At 69.6% G+C, this 15,260-nt stretch carries 10 protein-coding genes; 2 read left to right on the forward strand and 8 right to left on the reverse strand.

All coding sequences use genetic code 11. The annotated features are described in order from the left end of the window. Positions 1–106: 106 nt before the first annotated feature. From EV567_RS15400 to EV567_RS15410, 3 genes are read right to left on the reverse strand one after another with little or no spacing between them, the layout of a single operon-like run. Positions 107–1,552 (reverse strand): MFS transporter, encoded by a 1,446-nt coding sequence (locus tag EV567_RS15400; RefSeq protein ID WP_407071596.1) that lies wholly within the window; start codon positions 1,550–1,552, stop codon positions 107–109. Continuing rightward, positions 1,549–3,555, reverse strand: a complete 2,007-nt coding sequence (locus EV567_RS15405) for a PEP/pyruvate-binding domain-containing protein (protein ID WP_130440267.1) — start codon at positions 3,553–3,555, stop codon at positions 1,549–1,551. The genes EV567_RS15400 and EV567_RS15405 overlap by 4 nt, the downstream gene beginning before the upstream one ends. After that, positions 3,552–4,925: an acetyl-CoA carboxylase biotin carboxylase subunit family protein gene (locus EV567_RS15410; protein ID WP_130440269.1), complete on the reverse strand. Its 1,374-nt coding sequence runs from the start codon at positions 4,923–4,925 to the stop codon at positions 3,552–3,554. Before EV567_RS15410 ends, EV567_RS15405 begins: the two co-directional genes overlap by 4 nt. A gap of 460 nt (positions 4,926–5,385) precedes the next feature. Between EV567_RS15410 and EV567_RS15415 the strand changes: the two genes are divergently transcribed. Continuing rightward, positions 5,386–6,477: a PAS domain-containing protein gene (locus EV567_RS15415; protein WP_242620819.1), complete on the forward strand. Its 1,092-nt coding sequence runs from the start codon at positions 5,386–5,388 to the stop codon at positions 6,475–6,477. Positions 6,478–6,770: 293 nt separating this feature from the next. Here the strand turns inward: EV567_RS15415 and EV567_RS15420 are convergent, their stop codons facing one another. Then, complete coding sequence (locus EV567_RS15420; protein ID WP_130440676.1) at positions 6,771–7,652, reverse strand: AraC family transcriptional regulator; 882 nt, start codon at positions 7,650–7,652, stop codon at positions 6,771–6,773. Positions 7,653–7,820: 168 nt separating this feature from the next. Between EV567_RS15420 and EV567_RS15425 the strand changes: the two genes are divergently transcribed. Next, positions 7,821–8,936, forward strand: a complete 1,116-nt coding sequence (locus EV567_RS15425; protein ID WP_130440273.1) for a serine hydrolase domain-containing protein — start codon at positions 7,821–7,823, stop codon at positions 8,934–8,936. A gap of 68 nt (positions 8,937–9,004) precedes the next feature. On the opposite strand, the gene EV567_RS15430 is transcribed toward EV567_RS15425, so the two are convergent. The 4 genes from EV567_RS15430 to EV567_RS15445 all read right to left on the reverse strand — a co-directional run. Beyond that, the gene (locus EV567_RS15430; RefSeq protein ID WP_130440275.1) at positions 9,005–9,274 is read right to left on the reverse strand and encodes an acyl carrier protein; all 270 of its coding nucleotides are present in this window, start codon (positions 9,272–9,274) and stop codon (positions 9,005–9,007) included. Positions 9,275–9,455: 181 nt separating this feature from the next. Further along, positions 9,456–11,051, reverse strand: a complete 1,596-nt coding sequence (locus tag EV567_RS15435) for an acyl-CoA ligase (AMP-forming), exosortase A system-associated (protein WP_130440277.1) — start codon at positions 11,049–11,051, stop codon at positions 9,456–9,458. 130 nt (positions 11,052–11,181) lie between these two features. Next, a complete protein-coding gene (locus tag EV567_RS15440) occupies positions 11,182–12,189 on the reverse strand; it encodes a TauD/TfdA family dioxygenase (protein WP_130440279.1) in 1,008 nt (335 codons plus the stop codon). A 403-nt stretch (positions 12,190–12,592) separates the two neighbouring features. Next, a partial coding sequence (locus EV567_RS15445) for a Pls/PosA family non-ribosomal peptide synthetase (RefSeq protein ID WP_242620820.1) occupies positions 12,593–15,260 on the reverse strand: 2,668 nt, incomplete at its 5' end.

The raw sequence follows: 15,260 nt of genomic DNA on the forward strand, positions 1-15,260 counted from the left end.
ACGACGACGGATCGGCGCCCGCACCACGGTCGCCGTTTCGGGGGCCGTCGCAGGTCTGATCGGCCGGTGGCCCGGTCTGGGTTCGACGGGTCCGATCACCCGGCCGTCACGTCGTACGCGGTCTCCGGGCGGCCTGGTCCGGTTCGAGGGCCTCCTCGCGGCCGGTCTCTGCCGCCGCGCCCGCGTCCGCCGGGTCGGGAGCACCGTCGCCCACCCCCGCTGACGTGGTGCCGACTCCCGCGCGACCGCCCGCCTGCGACGGCATCGCCCGGTTCCCGCCCTGGCCCGAACGGTCGACCACCCCGCTGCGCAGCAGCAGTTGGAAGACCCCGAGCAGCACCGCGGTGGCCAGCGCGCTGTGCCACAGCAGGGCGTCCAGACGCCCGGCCGACAGGTACGCGCCCGCGGCGATCGCGGCCAGCGCACACACGGCGCGGTCCACGATGCTCTCCACCGACAGCAGGGTGGCCCGCGGTGCGTGCGCGGGGATCGCGTCATTGACCAGTTTGCGCTGGACGGGGAACGCGAAACCGGTGGCGGCGGCGAACAGGCAGAGCAGCACGACGGCGGTCCACGGCCCGCCCAGGGCCATGGCCGCCAGGGCGCCCGCCAGCGCGAGGCTCAGGACGGACACCCAGGCGACCGGCGGCAGTCTGCGGCTGAGCCATTGGGGCCGGGCGGACGCCACCGCCTCCGCCACGGTCATCGCGGCCAGCACCCCGCCGTGCGAGGCCTCGCCGATGCCGTGGTCCAGCAGGATCGGCTGGAAGAGGTTGACCTGGCAGATGCGCGACAGCGTGAAGACCGCCACGCCCTGCACCATCACCATTGCCAGCCACGGTGAGGAGGCGACGCAGCGCAACGCGGTTCCCGCGTCCCGCAGGAAGGCGCCGCCCCGGCGCCCGCCGCCGCCCCGGCCCGTGTCCGCTCCGGCTTCCGCTCCGGTGAGGCGGGGCAGCAGCACGGCGCAGACGAGGGAGCCCGCCGCACTCACGGCGCTGAGCACGTACGGGGCCGGGTGCGCGAGAGTCATCAACGGTCCGACCAGCGGCCAGCACAACACCTTCGCCGCCAGCCCCAGTGCCCGCGCGGTGCCCTCCGCGCGCAGATAGTGCTCGTCGCACCGTTCCGCCCGCAGTCCGTCGTACAGGTAGGCGCTCGCCGCGCCCGAGGTGAGCGACCGGCCGGCGGCGATGGCCAGGAAGTGGACGAGGAACCCCGTGTAGGAGGCGCTGACGACCGGGGCCAGGTTCGCGGCCGTCATCACCACCGCGCCGGCTCGCAGGCAGTTGCGGGTGCCGATCCGGTCGGCGATCAGCCCGGTCGGGATCTCCAGCAGGCAGAAGGCCACGTAGTAGATGCTCTGGATGCCGAAGATCTGCCCGTCCGAGAGGCCGGCCGCCTTCTGGTAGGCGTAGAACACCGGCATCCACCACAGCAGGTTGAACAGCAGCTGGAAGCCGTAGTTGAGCCGGATGATCCGGCGGGCGGTGTCGGTCAGGCCCGTGCCCGCTCCGGTGCCGGGGCGAGGCCGGCCGGGAAGCGCCCTCACAGCGCGTAGGGGCGGATCTGGACCAGCCGGAAGTCGCCCTGCTCGGTCATCAGCCACTCGATGTCGAGGGGCTTGTCCACGTCGGCCTCGCTGAAGTGGGACTGCAGGAGCCGTCCGGTCAGGGACAGGTCGGCGAGCCGGGCGCGGACGGCGGCGGACAGCCCCTGGTTCCACGAGCCCAGCGCGACGGTACGGCCGCCGCCCTCCACGGTGTTGTACAGGTACTGCTGGGGCAGCACCGTCCCGTCGACCACCTGCTCCGGCGAGCCCGGGGAACAGTTGATGTAGACGTTGCGGAAGTCGTCCCGGCGGGTCGGGTTGCAGGTCACGAGGACGCCGCCCAGGGAGGCGGGCACGTATTCCTGGATGATCACGCCCATGTAGGTGTCGTCCAGGGAGATGCCGACCTGGTGGCGCAGCCGCACGCTGCGGGGAGACACGAGGGAGGCCCACACCTGGCGTACGGCGTCGAGGAGTTCACCCGTGCCATGGACGGTGGTGACGGAGTCGTAGACGCCCGCCGCGGAGAACCCGGGGAGGTCCTCGGCGTTGGAGGAGGAGCGCACCACCAGTCGTCCGCGCGTGGCCGCCGATGCGGGAAAGGCCTGGTCGATCTGCCGGGTGACCGACTCGGGGACGGGGACGTGCCGGATCAGGTGCTGCAGGTGCAGGCACAGCGAGTCGAGGACGTCGGTGGCGTCGAGTTCGAGCGCCATCTTCAGTTTGCCGATGCCCTGCTGGAGGGCCGGAGAGGAGGCGAGGAACTGCTGCTGGAGGGCGAAGGGGAGGGCGACGCCCTCCGGGGCTCCGACGGACTCGGCGACGAACTCGGCTGCCCTGGACCGGAGTTGCTCCACGGTGAAGGCGCTGAGACCGAGGCGGGTGGCGAGGTGGCCGTAGAGGTCCTCGCGCGGCGGTCGGGGCCGGCCGTAGAAGGAGGTCAGGTCCACCGTGCGGCTGTCGAGGACGTGGTGCAGCTCGCCGAGGTTGGCGGCCTTCGTGCCGTAGCGGTCGCGGTCGGCGCTGCGCAGGCGGTGCAGGGAGAGCACGGGGGCGTCTTCGAGCAGCGGCGGTTCGAGTCGGATGCGCTGCTGGTGCCAGGCCGGCGCCCGCAGGTCGGGTTCGTCATCGAGGCGCTGCAGCGATATGTCCTCCTCGGCGACCCGGTAGCGCACCCACGCGTCGTCGAGGCGGTCCTTGTCGACGAGTTGTTCCAGGTCGCGGACGATCGCGTTGGGGATGCCCCAGCCGGAGGCGAGGACGTTGGTGTGCGAAAGCGGTGTGATCGGCGCGGTGTTGATGAAGCCGGCCACGCGCGGTACGTCGTCGGGCAGGCAGGGCATCGCGACGATGTCAGCCCAGCCCAGGCCGGACTCCGCCGCCCTGTACTCCCCGGCCGTCCGGAAGAAGCGCAGCCGCCCGGTGGCCTCGCCGGGGTTCAGCGGTGTGCGCTCCCGGGAGCCGAACAGCTCGTGGCTGAAAATGCGGGGCACGCGCTGTTCGCTGATCGCCGACAGCTCCTCCTCCTGTCCGTGGTTGGCGGGCTTGAGCAGCAGCGGGAGACTGCTGTCCACCCGGGACCGGACGAACTCGTAGAAGAAAGTGAGCAGTTCGCCGTGCATGGTGTCGGCCTCGGTCGTCTCCAGGACGAGGAACGGCCGCTCCCTGCCGTCGTTCTGCTCGGTGTGCAGAGACAGCACACCGAGCAGGAACCGGCGCTCGGGATCGGTGTAGACGGAGGCGTTGAACGCGTCCAGCTGCGCGTCCAGCGCGTCCAGGTCCATCCCCAGCACCCGGGTGGCGATGTAGTTGACGTGAAAGGGGTGCGCGTCGGTGTCGAGCAGGTGCCAGGTGTTCTCCGCGCGGTCGACGACGACCTTGAGGTAGGGGTGGCCCGCGAGGACCCCCGACAGCGTGCGGAAGAGCGGCAGGGAGAGGTTCTCGTCGACGACCGTGCGGTCGGTGGCGGTCTCGGCGGCTCCGGTGGCCAGGTGGGTGCTCATGCGGGGACCTCCTCGGACTGCGCGGCGGGCAGCACCCGGGGCAGGGCGTCCACCAGGGTCTCGAAGTCCCGCAGCACGGTCCGCGGGTCGGCGGCGGAGAGCAGGCACAGGGCCGCCATGGTGTTGGCGCCCGCGGCGGGGTCGTAGACCGGCACGACACTGCCGTCGGGCAGGGAGCTCTCCGCCACCACCGACAGTTCGCTGCCCGGGCTCAGCGGGACGTCCGACGCGACGACGGGGAAGTCCCAGACCCTGCGGTCGTGCCAGGCCTCGCCGCGGCCGTCCACGGCGAGGACGACGAGGGAGCCTGCCGCCCCTCGTGCCTGCGCCGGTGTCAGGGCCTGCTCCGGCCAGGCGACCGGGCGTCCCAGAAGGTGGTCGACGAGCATGCCCACCAGGTCGAGTTCGAAGACCTCCTCGATCTGCGGCACGGTCATCGCGCCGCCGAACCGGGCGGCGGTCTCGATGAGCCACATGGTGCCGTCGGGGCCGAGCTTGATCTCCGTGTGCGTCCCGCAGTCGCGCAGGCCCAGAGCGTCGACGGCGCGGCGCGCCAGGTCCACGACGCGGTCCTGCGCGGCCGGCGAGAGCAGGGCGGGGGTGATGCCGGCGCGCTCGGTGAAGGGCTCGATGGTGGGCATCCGGCCGCTGAGGCAGACGGGGTGGAAGACGCCGTTCGCCACGACGCCCTCGACGCTGAGATAGTCGCCCCAGCCGGGCTCGTCGAACCAGTCCGCCGCGGTGCCGCTGACGATCTCCTCGACCACGAAGTGGGCGTTCGCCTCGGCGACGTGCAGCTCCGCGTACCCCAACTGGGCGGACTCCGCCATGACCTGACGCGAGCGGGCCCAGGCGGCGGACGCCTCGTCGGGGGAGGTGATGATCTGGTGGGCGGTGGATCCCGCGCTCCAGGCCGCCTTGAGCAGCAGCGGACAGGACAGGGCGTTCACCGCCGCCTGCAGATCCGCCTCCGTGGCGACCGGGCGGAACGCAGGCTGCGGCAGGCCGCTTCGCTGCCAGGTGCTGCGCATCAACCGTTTGTCGCGTGCGAGTGCGGCGGCCGCGCCCGCGCCCGGCAGAGCGAGCTTCTCGCAGGCCTCGGCGACGGCCACGACCGCGTACTCGGAGAAGGTGAGCACGGCGTCCGCGCCCACCTCCTGGGCGTGCGAGACGATCAGGGAGACCAGGTCGCGGCGGTCGGCGTCGTCCGGCGTCGTGACCGAGGCGCACAGTCCGGCGGCGGAACCCGCCACGGCGGCGGGAAGAGCGCTGAGCGCCAGCAGGTGCACGTCCGCCCTCGCAGCCGTCCGGGACAGGACATGGCCGAGCGGCGGACCACCCTTGGCATGCACCAACAGCACCGTGCTCACAGGAATTCGTCTCCATTCACCTGGTCGGCAGAGGCCCTCCTCGGCACCGGTGGTGCGGTGACGGGCCCGGGGATCGCGGGCGGGGAACGGCGTCCGGCGTGTCCGCCCGCACACTCCAGGGGACCAGGCTGTACCCGTCCATATCGCCGCAGAGGGCGCTCACGACTCAGGCAAATGCCTGAGTCGCCGAGGTGATTCGCAGACTTTCGTCCCCGGAGCCAGGCCCGAGCGGTAAGGCGACGGGGGCCAGGCAGCTCCCGGCAAGTCGGCCGGGAATCGAGCTTGTGTTCTGTAACGGGCGGTATATCCAACGACATGTGACTGTGCGTCAAACAGTCGTATGCGAACGGAGACCGTTGTGGGCGACCCAAGCCTCAAGACACTGCTCGAGAACCTTCCCGTGTTCTGGAGGGAAGCCGACGAGCCGTGGCAGACGGGGGAGGGGGAGGCAGGCGGGCCCTTGCGGACAGGTGAGTCGGACGACTCCGGCGACCCGGGCGGCTCACGGCATGCCCCGGACCCGCGGCAGCAGGGAGCAGGGCTCGCGGTACCCTCCGGCTACGCCGCCTTCGCGGACCTCGTGGACCTCGCTCCGGCGGCCGCCTTCATCCGGGACCGCCACGGACGCTACCTGTGGGCCAACCACGCCTACGCGCACCTCTACGGCACCGTGCCGCAACAGCTGGTCGGCAGATACATCGAGGACTTCGACGCCCCGGCCGAGGCCGACCGGTTCAGGGCACTTGACCAGCAGATACTCACCAGGGGCACGCCCGTCCGCCACACCCTGCACTACGTGCGTCAGGACGGCACCACGGGCCGCGCGGTCGGCCACCGCTTCCCGGTGCGGGAACAGTCCCGTACGTGCGTCGCCGGCATCTACGTGGACATCACCGACCATGTGCGGGCCACGGCGCAGCGCCAGGAGGCCGAGGAGAACCTCAGCGCCCTGCGTGACCACAGCGGCCTGCCCTGCGCCCTGTTGTCGGCGAACGGGCGCGTGATCGAGGCGAGCGTGGCGGCAGCCGAACTCTTCCACCTCGGCCTGACCGACCTCGTGGGCCGCCGCGCCCACACACTGCTGGCCCCAGGACCGGGACCCGATCTCGAACAGTTGCACCGTCGCTGGAACAGTCTGATAGCCCGCCGCACCCGACGTGTCGAGACCACCGCCGTGCTCGTCGACACCCATGGACTGCAGCGGCGGGCGGAGCTCCACCTGACGACTATCGGCCATTCCTCCAGTCGGGCTCGGCACGTCTGGGCGGTGATCACCCATCAGAGCCTCGCCCATGAGGCGCATCCGCCGCTGACCGCCGCGCAGATCCGCATCCTGTCTCTGCTGGCGCAGGGCAGCAGCAACAGCGACATAGCCGCCTCGCTGAAACTGTCGCGGCAGACGCTCGACTACCACCTCAGCCGCCTGCGGCACCTGCTGGGCGCCGCCACCCGTCCGGCCCTCGTGGCCCGCGCCTACGTCCTGGGCATACTCGCGCCCCACGCCTGGCCCCCACGTTCGGCCACGGCGGCCCACCCGCTCAGCACTGTGTGACGCCGGCGGGCGGGACGACGCGCGTGGGCCGTCGGGGGCGCGATGACGGCGGGTGAGCGCCGGGCGTTGCGGCATCGGCGCAACGCCCGAGCCGATGCCTTGTCGTCGGATCGCGCTCGAAGGACCTTGAACAGACGAGCAGTTGACGGACCGGCGGCAACCGCCTCAGCACAGAACACGCCGTGCTCGCCCAGCAGCTCTACGACGCCCGCGAAACGGCGTCCAGCAGATCGCCGATCCGTTCGGCGTCCCCCGCTCCCCGGTGTACGGGCACCTCGACAAGGCCAAGACCGTCAGGCCCCGGCGCTGCCGCGCTCCCGCTCGACGGGGATCCACAGCTGGGATTCGGTCTCCGCGCCGATCTCCACCGGCTGCGTCCGCAAGAGCTCCGGACCTGGTCGGCTCGTGTACGGATTCGAGGGGAACCAATGCGTGAACACGTCTCGCCACAGCTCCTGGAGACCACTCGGATAGGGCCCGTGATGGTCGAAGACCGCCCAGGTCCCGGCCGGAACGTCGAGGGCGTCGAGCTCCTCGGCGGCCACCTCGGAACCGGTCACCACGCCGATCCAGTAGTCCGCCTCGGCGCCCTCCTCCCGGCTGTCGGTCAGGTACACCACCGCCGACAGGATCCCGTCCGGCTCCCGGCCGGCCAGCTTCTTCATCCGCACGATCACCGACTCGTCCAGGCTCTCCAAGTGCGCCGCGGCCGCCGTGTTGAGCCCCTCCGGCACGAGTGGGAGCCGGGCCTTCCTGCCGACGACCCGAAACGACTCCTTCTCGACGATCCGGTAGCGCATGGTCGTGCTGCCTTCGACGACGACACGGAACGACATGCGTGGCTGTGCCGTGAGCACAGCACCCCTGCGCCGGGCCTCGCCCGGGCCGATGCCGTGCACCGAACGGAATGCCCGGGCGAACGCCTCGCCCGAGCTGTACCCGTACCGCACCGCGATATCGAGCAGCGTCAGGTCCCCGGCCAGCACCTCAGCCCCGGCGAGCGTCATCCGCCGGCGCCGCACGTAGACCGGGAGCGGCATCCCGGCGAGAGCGGAGAACAGCCGCCGGAAGTGGTACTCCGACACCGCCGCGATCCGGGCCACCTCTGTCATGTCGATCTCCCGGTCGAGGCAGGCCTCCAGGTGGTCCAGCGCCTGATTCAGCCGCTCCAGCACGCGTATCCGCCCTTCGTTCTTGTCTCCGTCACAGAACACCCACGGCGGAGTCTCGCTGCGCCCGCGGCCGCCTTGCTGGAGTAGAGAAGACGTGATCGCGCCCACCCGACAAAATCAGTGCGGGAATTGTCGGGCAGGATGCCCTGACCTGGCACGAGGCTTACGCCCGTGACTGATGTTAAGGGGTTTTGCGAGCCGCGGTTCGAGGCGGTCCAGGCGGCTCTTGCAGCTTTGCTCGGCAAGGACGACGTGGGTGCCTCGGCGGCCGTCTACGTCAACGGCGAGCCGGTGGTCGACATCTGGGGCGGGTACGCCGATGCCGACCGCTCCGTCAGCTGGGAGCGCGACACCCTGGCCGGCGTGAACTCGACGACCAAGAACATGACCGCCCTGTGCGCGCTGATCCTGGCCGACCGGGGCGAGCTCGACCTGTCCGCCCCGGTCGCCGCCTACTGGCCCGAGTTCGCCACGGCCGGCAAGGAGAACGTGCTGGTGCGACACGTGCTGTCGCACACCGCAGGGCTGCCGGACGTGTCCGGGCTGACAGCGGTCGAGGAGCTCTACGACTGGGAGAGCGTGTGCGCGGCTCTGGCGGCGCAGGCGCCCGATTGGGCGCCGGGAACGGCCGCCGGCTATCACGCGCTCACCTTCGGCTTCCTTGTCGGTGAGATCGTCCGTCGCGTCACCGGCCGCAGCCTCGGCGAGTTCTTCGCCGAGGAAGTGGCCGAACCGCTCGGCGCGGACTTCCACATCGGGCTCTCCCCCGAACATGACCACCGCGTCGCACTGCTCATCCCGCCGCCGTCACTGACCGACGAGTACGCCGCCACCGCACCGCCCGGACCGGATGGCGCGTCCCGGGAGAACACCGGTCCCGCGATCCGGGTCAGGGATGCCAACTCCGCGGCCTGGCGCCGTGCCCAGATCCCTGCGGTGAACGGCTTCGGCAACGCTCGTTCCGTCGCCCTCATCCAGTCGGTACTGGCGAACCGGGGTTCGGCCGGCGGCGTGCGCCTGCTGTCCCCCCGGGGTTGCGAGCCCGCTTGGCAGGAAGAGTTCCGCGGCGGGGACCGCGTGCTGGGCACCCCGATGTGCTGGACGGCGGGCTTCGGCAAGTTCGGCAACACCTTCGGCTGGGGCGGCTGGGGCGGCTCGCTGGTCGCGAGCGACCCCGACTCACGCATGACGGTGGCCTATGTGATGAACCAGATGATCGACCGGGACCGGCAGGAGGACGACCGCGGCATGGAGATCATCATGGCCGCCTACAGCGGACTGCACTGACAGACAACAGAGCGGCCCGGACCCGCGAGAACGACCTCCCCCAAGCACTCGACTCCGCGGAGCGGCTCTCAGCGCACCTTGGACTCCACGAAGGCCGCCAGCCGCCCGAGGGTCTCGAAGGTCTCACCGACGATCTCGATCCCGATCTCGATCCCGAACCGTTTCTGCAATGCCACGATGAGCTTGACGACGGTGAGCGAGTCGAGCTCAGGAAGATTGCCGTACAGTTCCGTCTCCGGCCCGAGGTCATCGGCCCGGTCCTCGATGGCCAGCGTGACCACCACGACGGCCTTGACGTCCTCGAAAACCGCCTGCGAGATCTCTGGCGAGCGAGTCATATGGCTTCTCCTCATCGGTCGTGCACATACGGCGGCCTGGGATCTACACCATCCGTCGAAGACGCCGACAGTCCCAGCAGCCGGGACGTCCATTCGGTTCGCGATGGCGACCGGGTACTTCCTGCGGATGACCCGTCCGAAGCCACCCGGCTGATCGCGGGGTACGCACAGGCGCCTGCGGTCATGCGGGCTCCTGAGGGCGGGAGGCGGCGATCTCGTGGCGAAGGAATGCCCGGTCGAACTTGCCGTTCGGCGATCGGGGCAGGACGTCAAGGACCATCACCTCGGCGGGCACCATGTAGCCGGGTAGTTCCTGCCGCAGGCGTGCGGTCACCGCGGCCGGGTCGAATCCGGCGGGATCGCAGGGTGTCACGACGAGGACGATCCGGTGGCCGAGTGCCTCGTCCTCTAGGCCGAGCGCGACGGCATCCTGGACCAGGCCGGTCTCGTAGGCCACTTCCTCGATCTCCTGCGGGCTGACCCGATATCCCGACGTCTTGATCATGTCGTCACGCCGTCCGACGAAGTACAGGAAGCCCTCCTCGTCGCGGACGACGACATCGCCGGACCAGACCGCCAGTTCGGGCGTGCACAGCGCGGCCGGACGGTTCGGCGGTGGCCGGAACCGCTCGGCCGTGCGCTCCGGGTCGTTCCAATAACCCAACGAGACAAGCGGACCTCGGTGCACCAGTTCACCCGGCTCTCCCGGACTGCAGAGGCCGCCGTCCTCCCTGACCACGAGGATCTCGGCGTTCGGGATCGCCTTGCCGATCGAATCGGGCCGCCGGTCGACCTCCCGGGGATCGAGATAGGTGGAGCGGAACGCCTCTGTGAGGCCGTACATCAGGTACGGCGTTGCGTTCGGGAAGATCGCTCGCAGTCGTTGCAGGGTGACGCGCGGGAGCCGCCCCCCGGTGTTCGCGAAGTAGCGCACCCCGGCCACGGCCTCGGACGGCCACGTCTGGGCCGCGAGCTGGATCCACAGCGGCGGTACGCCCACCAGCCCGGTGATGCGGTGCTTCGCGCACAGCCGGACGACATCCCCCGGCAGCAGGTAGTCGGAGAGCACCACATGGGCGCCGACGCAGAAGCCGGTCGTCAATTGGCTCAGCCCGGCGTCGAAGCTCAACGGGAGAACGGCCAGGATTCGGTCCTCCGCCGTGTTGTTCAGGTAAGTGCTGACGCTCTCCGCGCCGACGACGAGGTTTCGGTGCGACAGCACGACACCCTTCGGGGCCCCGCTGCTCCCCGACGTGTAGAGGATCGCGGCCACATCCGTGTCGACGCCGCCCGTCGGAGGACACACGGCCTGGCTCGCGGGTTCGGCGACCTTCGACCAGGGGAGCACGCGGTAAGGGGCTTCCTCGTCCTCAACCAGCGAGTCGCCCAGCACGAGGACGAGGGCGAGTGACTTGCAGGCGGCGAGCTCGGCGCGCAGGGTCCGCAGCCGGTCCGCGGAGGTCACCAGTACCCGCACGGCGCAGTCGTCGAGGATGTGCCTCACCTGCCTGGCCCGCAGCACGGGATTCACCGGGACGAACACGCCACCGGCCCTCGAGCAGGCGAGCAGCGCGACGACAGTCTCGATCCTCTTGTCGAGGAAGACCGCGACGCGCTCGCCACCCTCGAGGCCGAGGTCGCGCAGGCCGGCGGCCGCGAGCTCCGTCCGCTCGTGCAGATCGGCATAGGAGATCGTGATCGTTCGTGCGGTCAGGGCGGGCGTGCCGGGGTTCCGTCGGGCGGACCTCGCAACGAGGTCCGGCACTCGGGTGATCATTTCGGCGGGTTCCTTTCCGTCGCTTCTGCCTGGCAGCCGACGAATCCCAACCCCCTGCCCTGAGGGTTCGGCAACGCGCGGTGGACCTGGGCACCGGAGGTGACCGCGAACGGTCCCACGGCGTACGTGGTCATCCGGCGTTCACCTTGACGGTCGGCGAGCAGTCGGCCAGGCGTACCGGGTCGACCATCCCGACCAGGACTTCACGCGGTCCGGTGAAGGGCTCCCTGCTGTGTGCGCTGCGGACGTTGTCGACGAGCATCAGATCGCCCGCCTGCCAGGGCTCCCGCATGGTCTCCGCCTCGTACACCTCGTTGAGCAGGTGCACGACGTCCTCTCCTATCGGGTCGCCGCCCCCGAAGCGGGTGGTGAACGGCAGCCCCTCGGCGCCGTAGGTGTCGACCAGGAACTCGTGCACCTCTGGGTCGAGCGTCCACTCGTTGAGGAAGGCGATCTGGTTGAACCAGCAGCGCAGCCCGGTGACCGGATGCCGCACCACCGCGCTGCGGCGCTGCCAGGTGCACAGCCCTCCGTCGGGTCGCCACTCGAACTCGATGGCATTGGCGCGGCAGTAACTCTCGACCGCGCCACGGTCCTCGGTGCCGAACGCCTCGGCGACCGACGTGCCGATCTCCTCGTTGTAGTTGCGGACGAGCATCCAACCCTCCCGCTCGAGTCGTTCGACGAGATCACCGGGCAGCGCGTCGAGCACGGCCGTCGAGTCCGCCACACCGGTCGCCCCGCCCTCGGTGGGCGCGGACAGGCACGCGAAGAGGATCAGGCCGGGAAACTCGAGCCGGTAGCTCAGTTCGTGGTGCATGCACATCGGCTGGTTCGGCGGCCACTTCGAGGAGGAGTACACGCCCTCCGCGTAGGTCCGCCGGGAGGCGAAGGCCTCTCTCTCGGTCATCAGACCGGTGCGGGCCAGTTGGTGGAAGAGGGCGACGGTCTCGGCCGCGTCGCGCAGCCCGAGGCCGCGGACCAGGACCGATCCGTGCTCCGCGACCACAGCGCGCAGCGCCATCCGGTGCTCGGCTGCCCAGCGCACCGCGTCGCCGGCAGGCCTGGTGTGCAAAATCGGCGGTTTGCCGGGTTGCAGGTCCACCTCGAGCAGCGCCGCCTGAGAAGAGGTCGACATCTCGTTTCTCCTTGATTCCTCGATGTCCACTCGGGAAGGAGCCACCGATTCGTTGACACACTGCACGCCCGGTGCCGTCTCGAGCCTGTCGTGACCAGCAGGCCGGACCGGCGAGGACCGGGTGGTGGTGAGGTCCTCGGGGAGACTGCGCGTTCCAGGGCGATCGCCAGTCGCACCGCCGACAGCGACCTGCCGTCCAGGTCGAAGAAGTGGCGCAGGCCCTCGGCGTCGAACGGCCCGGCCGGAGTAGAAGGATTCGCTCTGCGACGCCCGGTGCCGGGTCGAGCGTCCTCCGGGGGAGCGCGGTCGCGCCGCCCGCGCGCGGGACAGCCCGCCAGGACTCCCGGCCGGCTTCAATCCGATCGTCCATCGAATCGTCCCTACGTTCCACGTTCGCCGGGTGTCAGTCGCCGCGGACGAGCGCGTCGGCGCGGTCGTCGAGACTGTTCCTGCGCAGCTGAAGGTCAGCCGACTGCTCACGCGTCTTCCTGGCCGGGTTTCCGCCCCACAGGGCATGCGGTGGCATTTCCTCGCCCTTCATGAGGAAGGAGCTGGTGGCGACCACCGCGCCGTCGCCCATCGTCACGCCGTAGTGGACGAGTGTGCCGACACCGAGCGTGCAGCCGCCACCGATCACGATGTGGTCCGACTTGAATCCTCCGTCCTCCTGCGAGTGGCACTGAATGACGGTGTCCACATTGAAGGTGCAGTCGTCCCCGATCGTGGTGAACGTCCGCTCGGGTATGCGGAGGCCGTCGTCGAAGACCCGGCGGCCGATTCGCACACCCAGCAGCCGCCAGATCACGTTCTTGAGCGGGGTGCCGTTGAAGAGGAGGACATAGCCGAGGGTGGTCACTTTCCAGAAACGTTCGTGCCGCCAGAAGGCGCGGTCGTAGATCGAGCAGCCCTGCGGCCGCAAGGCCTGCAGCGGTGTGATCATCCGGTCGACCAGGACGTTGTAGACGACTGTGCCGACCAAGACCCCGGCGGTGGCCAGTGCGAACCCGAACGCACCAAGGGAGGCCCAGAGGTCGATGGCGGCCAGGTAGAACGCGGTGACGAGGAAGATGAGGAGCCAGCGCGCCAGCAGGAACAGCGCCATGCTGATGGTGTTGTAGACGTTCTTGGCCCGGAGGCGGCCGCGCAGCTCGTCCTTGCTCTCCACGTCCAGATGCCTGTCACGCCGGACCGACCGCGGGATCTCGAAGCTGGGCGCGCCCAGCAGGCCCATGCCTTCCCGCACCCGTCCGTCGACGGGAACCATGACCTTCGTCGCGAGGAGGCAGTTGTCGCCCGTCTTGCCCTGCGCGGGATAGGCGATCAGGTTCCCGAGGAAGTTCTCTGCACCGATCGACACGCGGGACAGCCGGAACGACGAGTTCGAGAAATCGGCATTGATGATGGACAGCCCGTCCGCGACCATCGTTCCGCTGCCGACCGCACTGAGGAACGGGGTGTCGTGCTTGACCATTTCGCCGAAGTTCGAACCGGTCTGCCGCACCCCGCGAAGGTCGTAGCCCAGCCAGCGCAGGTAGTGGATGACGTAGGAGGTGCCACCGAAGAGATTGAGGTAGAACTTGCTGTTGCTCATGCGGGCGATCGCGCGGTGGATCCAGTAGTGGAACCCGTACAGCGGGTAGACCTTGTCCGGCTTGATGAAGAGATTCAGCACGCGCGGAACGGTTCCCACGAACACGAGGCCGACGATCACGGCGCCGAAGAAGGACACGGCGGATATGACCAGCGCGTCGTCGCGGAAGAACGCCCAGCTCGTGAAGGAGACCGATTCCGCGGCCGACAGCGTGACGAGCTGCGGGATCTTGGTGAGCGCGAGGACCGCGATGACGAACATCAACGGCGTACCCACCAGAAGCAGGTTCACCAGTTGCACGGTCGTGAAGACGACCCGTCGCCGGGTGCTGACGTCCACCGGGGGGATCCGCCGGCTGTCGACGTCGGCCGGCTGTGCGGGGGAGCCGTGCCAGCGCTCCCCGTCGGGCACGGTCTGTCCGGCGTGCAGCGAGGAGGAGTGCCCCAGCTCGGCCCCGTCACCCAGCGAGGTCCAGACGTCGAGCACCGTCATCTCGCCGACGAGCGCGTCCTTGCCGAGGCTGACCGCGCCGGTCTGGATGATGCCGTTGTGGGCCCGGTAGCCGTTGAAGAACGAATCCTTCCTGATCACCGCGCCGTCGCCGACACTGAGCAGGTCGGTGCACGCGGGCACGTTCCTGGAGAAGATGACGGCGCCGCGCCCGACCTTCGCGCCCAGCGCCTTCAGGTAGAGCACGTAGAGCGGTGAGCCGACGAACAGCGCCATCGGGTTCCGCTGGACCAGGGTCTTGACGAGCCAGAAGCGGAAGTACGCCATGCTCCAGACGCGGATCTGCTGGGGCTTCCACCGGCCGATGAGCAGCCACTTGAGCATGATCGGAAGGGAGCAGAGGCCGAGGAACATCGCGCTGCCGTACACGACCGCCCGCAGGTAGACGTCGACCGGGTTCGGGCCGGCCGAGACCCATTCGTAGCCCTTCACCGCGACGATCGTGGTGAGGGCGGGGTAGCCCAGGAGGAACAGGAGTTGCAACGCCCCGCAGAGGACGTACTCACCATTGCGCACCCGCCTCGACGGCTCATTGCGAGCCGCCGGAGTTGCTCGCTGCGAGGCAGGCCTGGTTTTGCCGGCGGTCTTGGTGTTGGTCTTGCTGTCGGCGAGGGCGGCTGCGAGCTTTCGAACGGTCGGGTGTTTGTAGACGTCCGGCATGGAAACGGACGGCAGGTCGGGCTGCTTGCGTACCCGGGCGCAGAATCGGGCCATCAGCATGGAGTCGGCGCCGAGGTCGTCGAAGAAGTGACTGTCGACGGACACGTGGTCGGTGCCCACGATGTCGGCCAGCACCCCCGCGAAGCGTTGCTCGCATTTGGCGAGGGTGGCCGGATCGTCCCTCGGGTCAGCGGTGAGAGCGTCGTCGGTGAGGGCGGCTGCGAGCTTTCGAACGGTCGGGTGTTTGTAGACGTCCGGCATGGAAACGGACGGCAGGTCGGGCTGCTTGCGTACCCGGGCGCAGAATCGG

The sequence above is a fragment of the Streptomyces sp. BK239 genome (assembly GCF_004217285.1).
Lineage (GTDB): Bacteria > Actinomycetota > Actinomycetes > Streptomycetales > Streptomycetaceae > Streptomyces.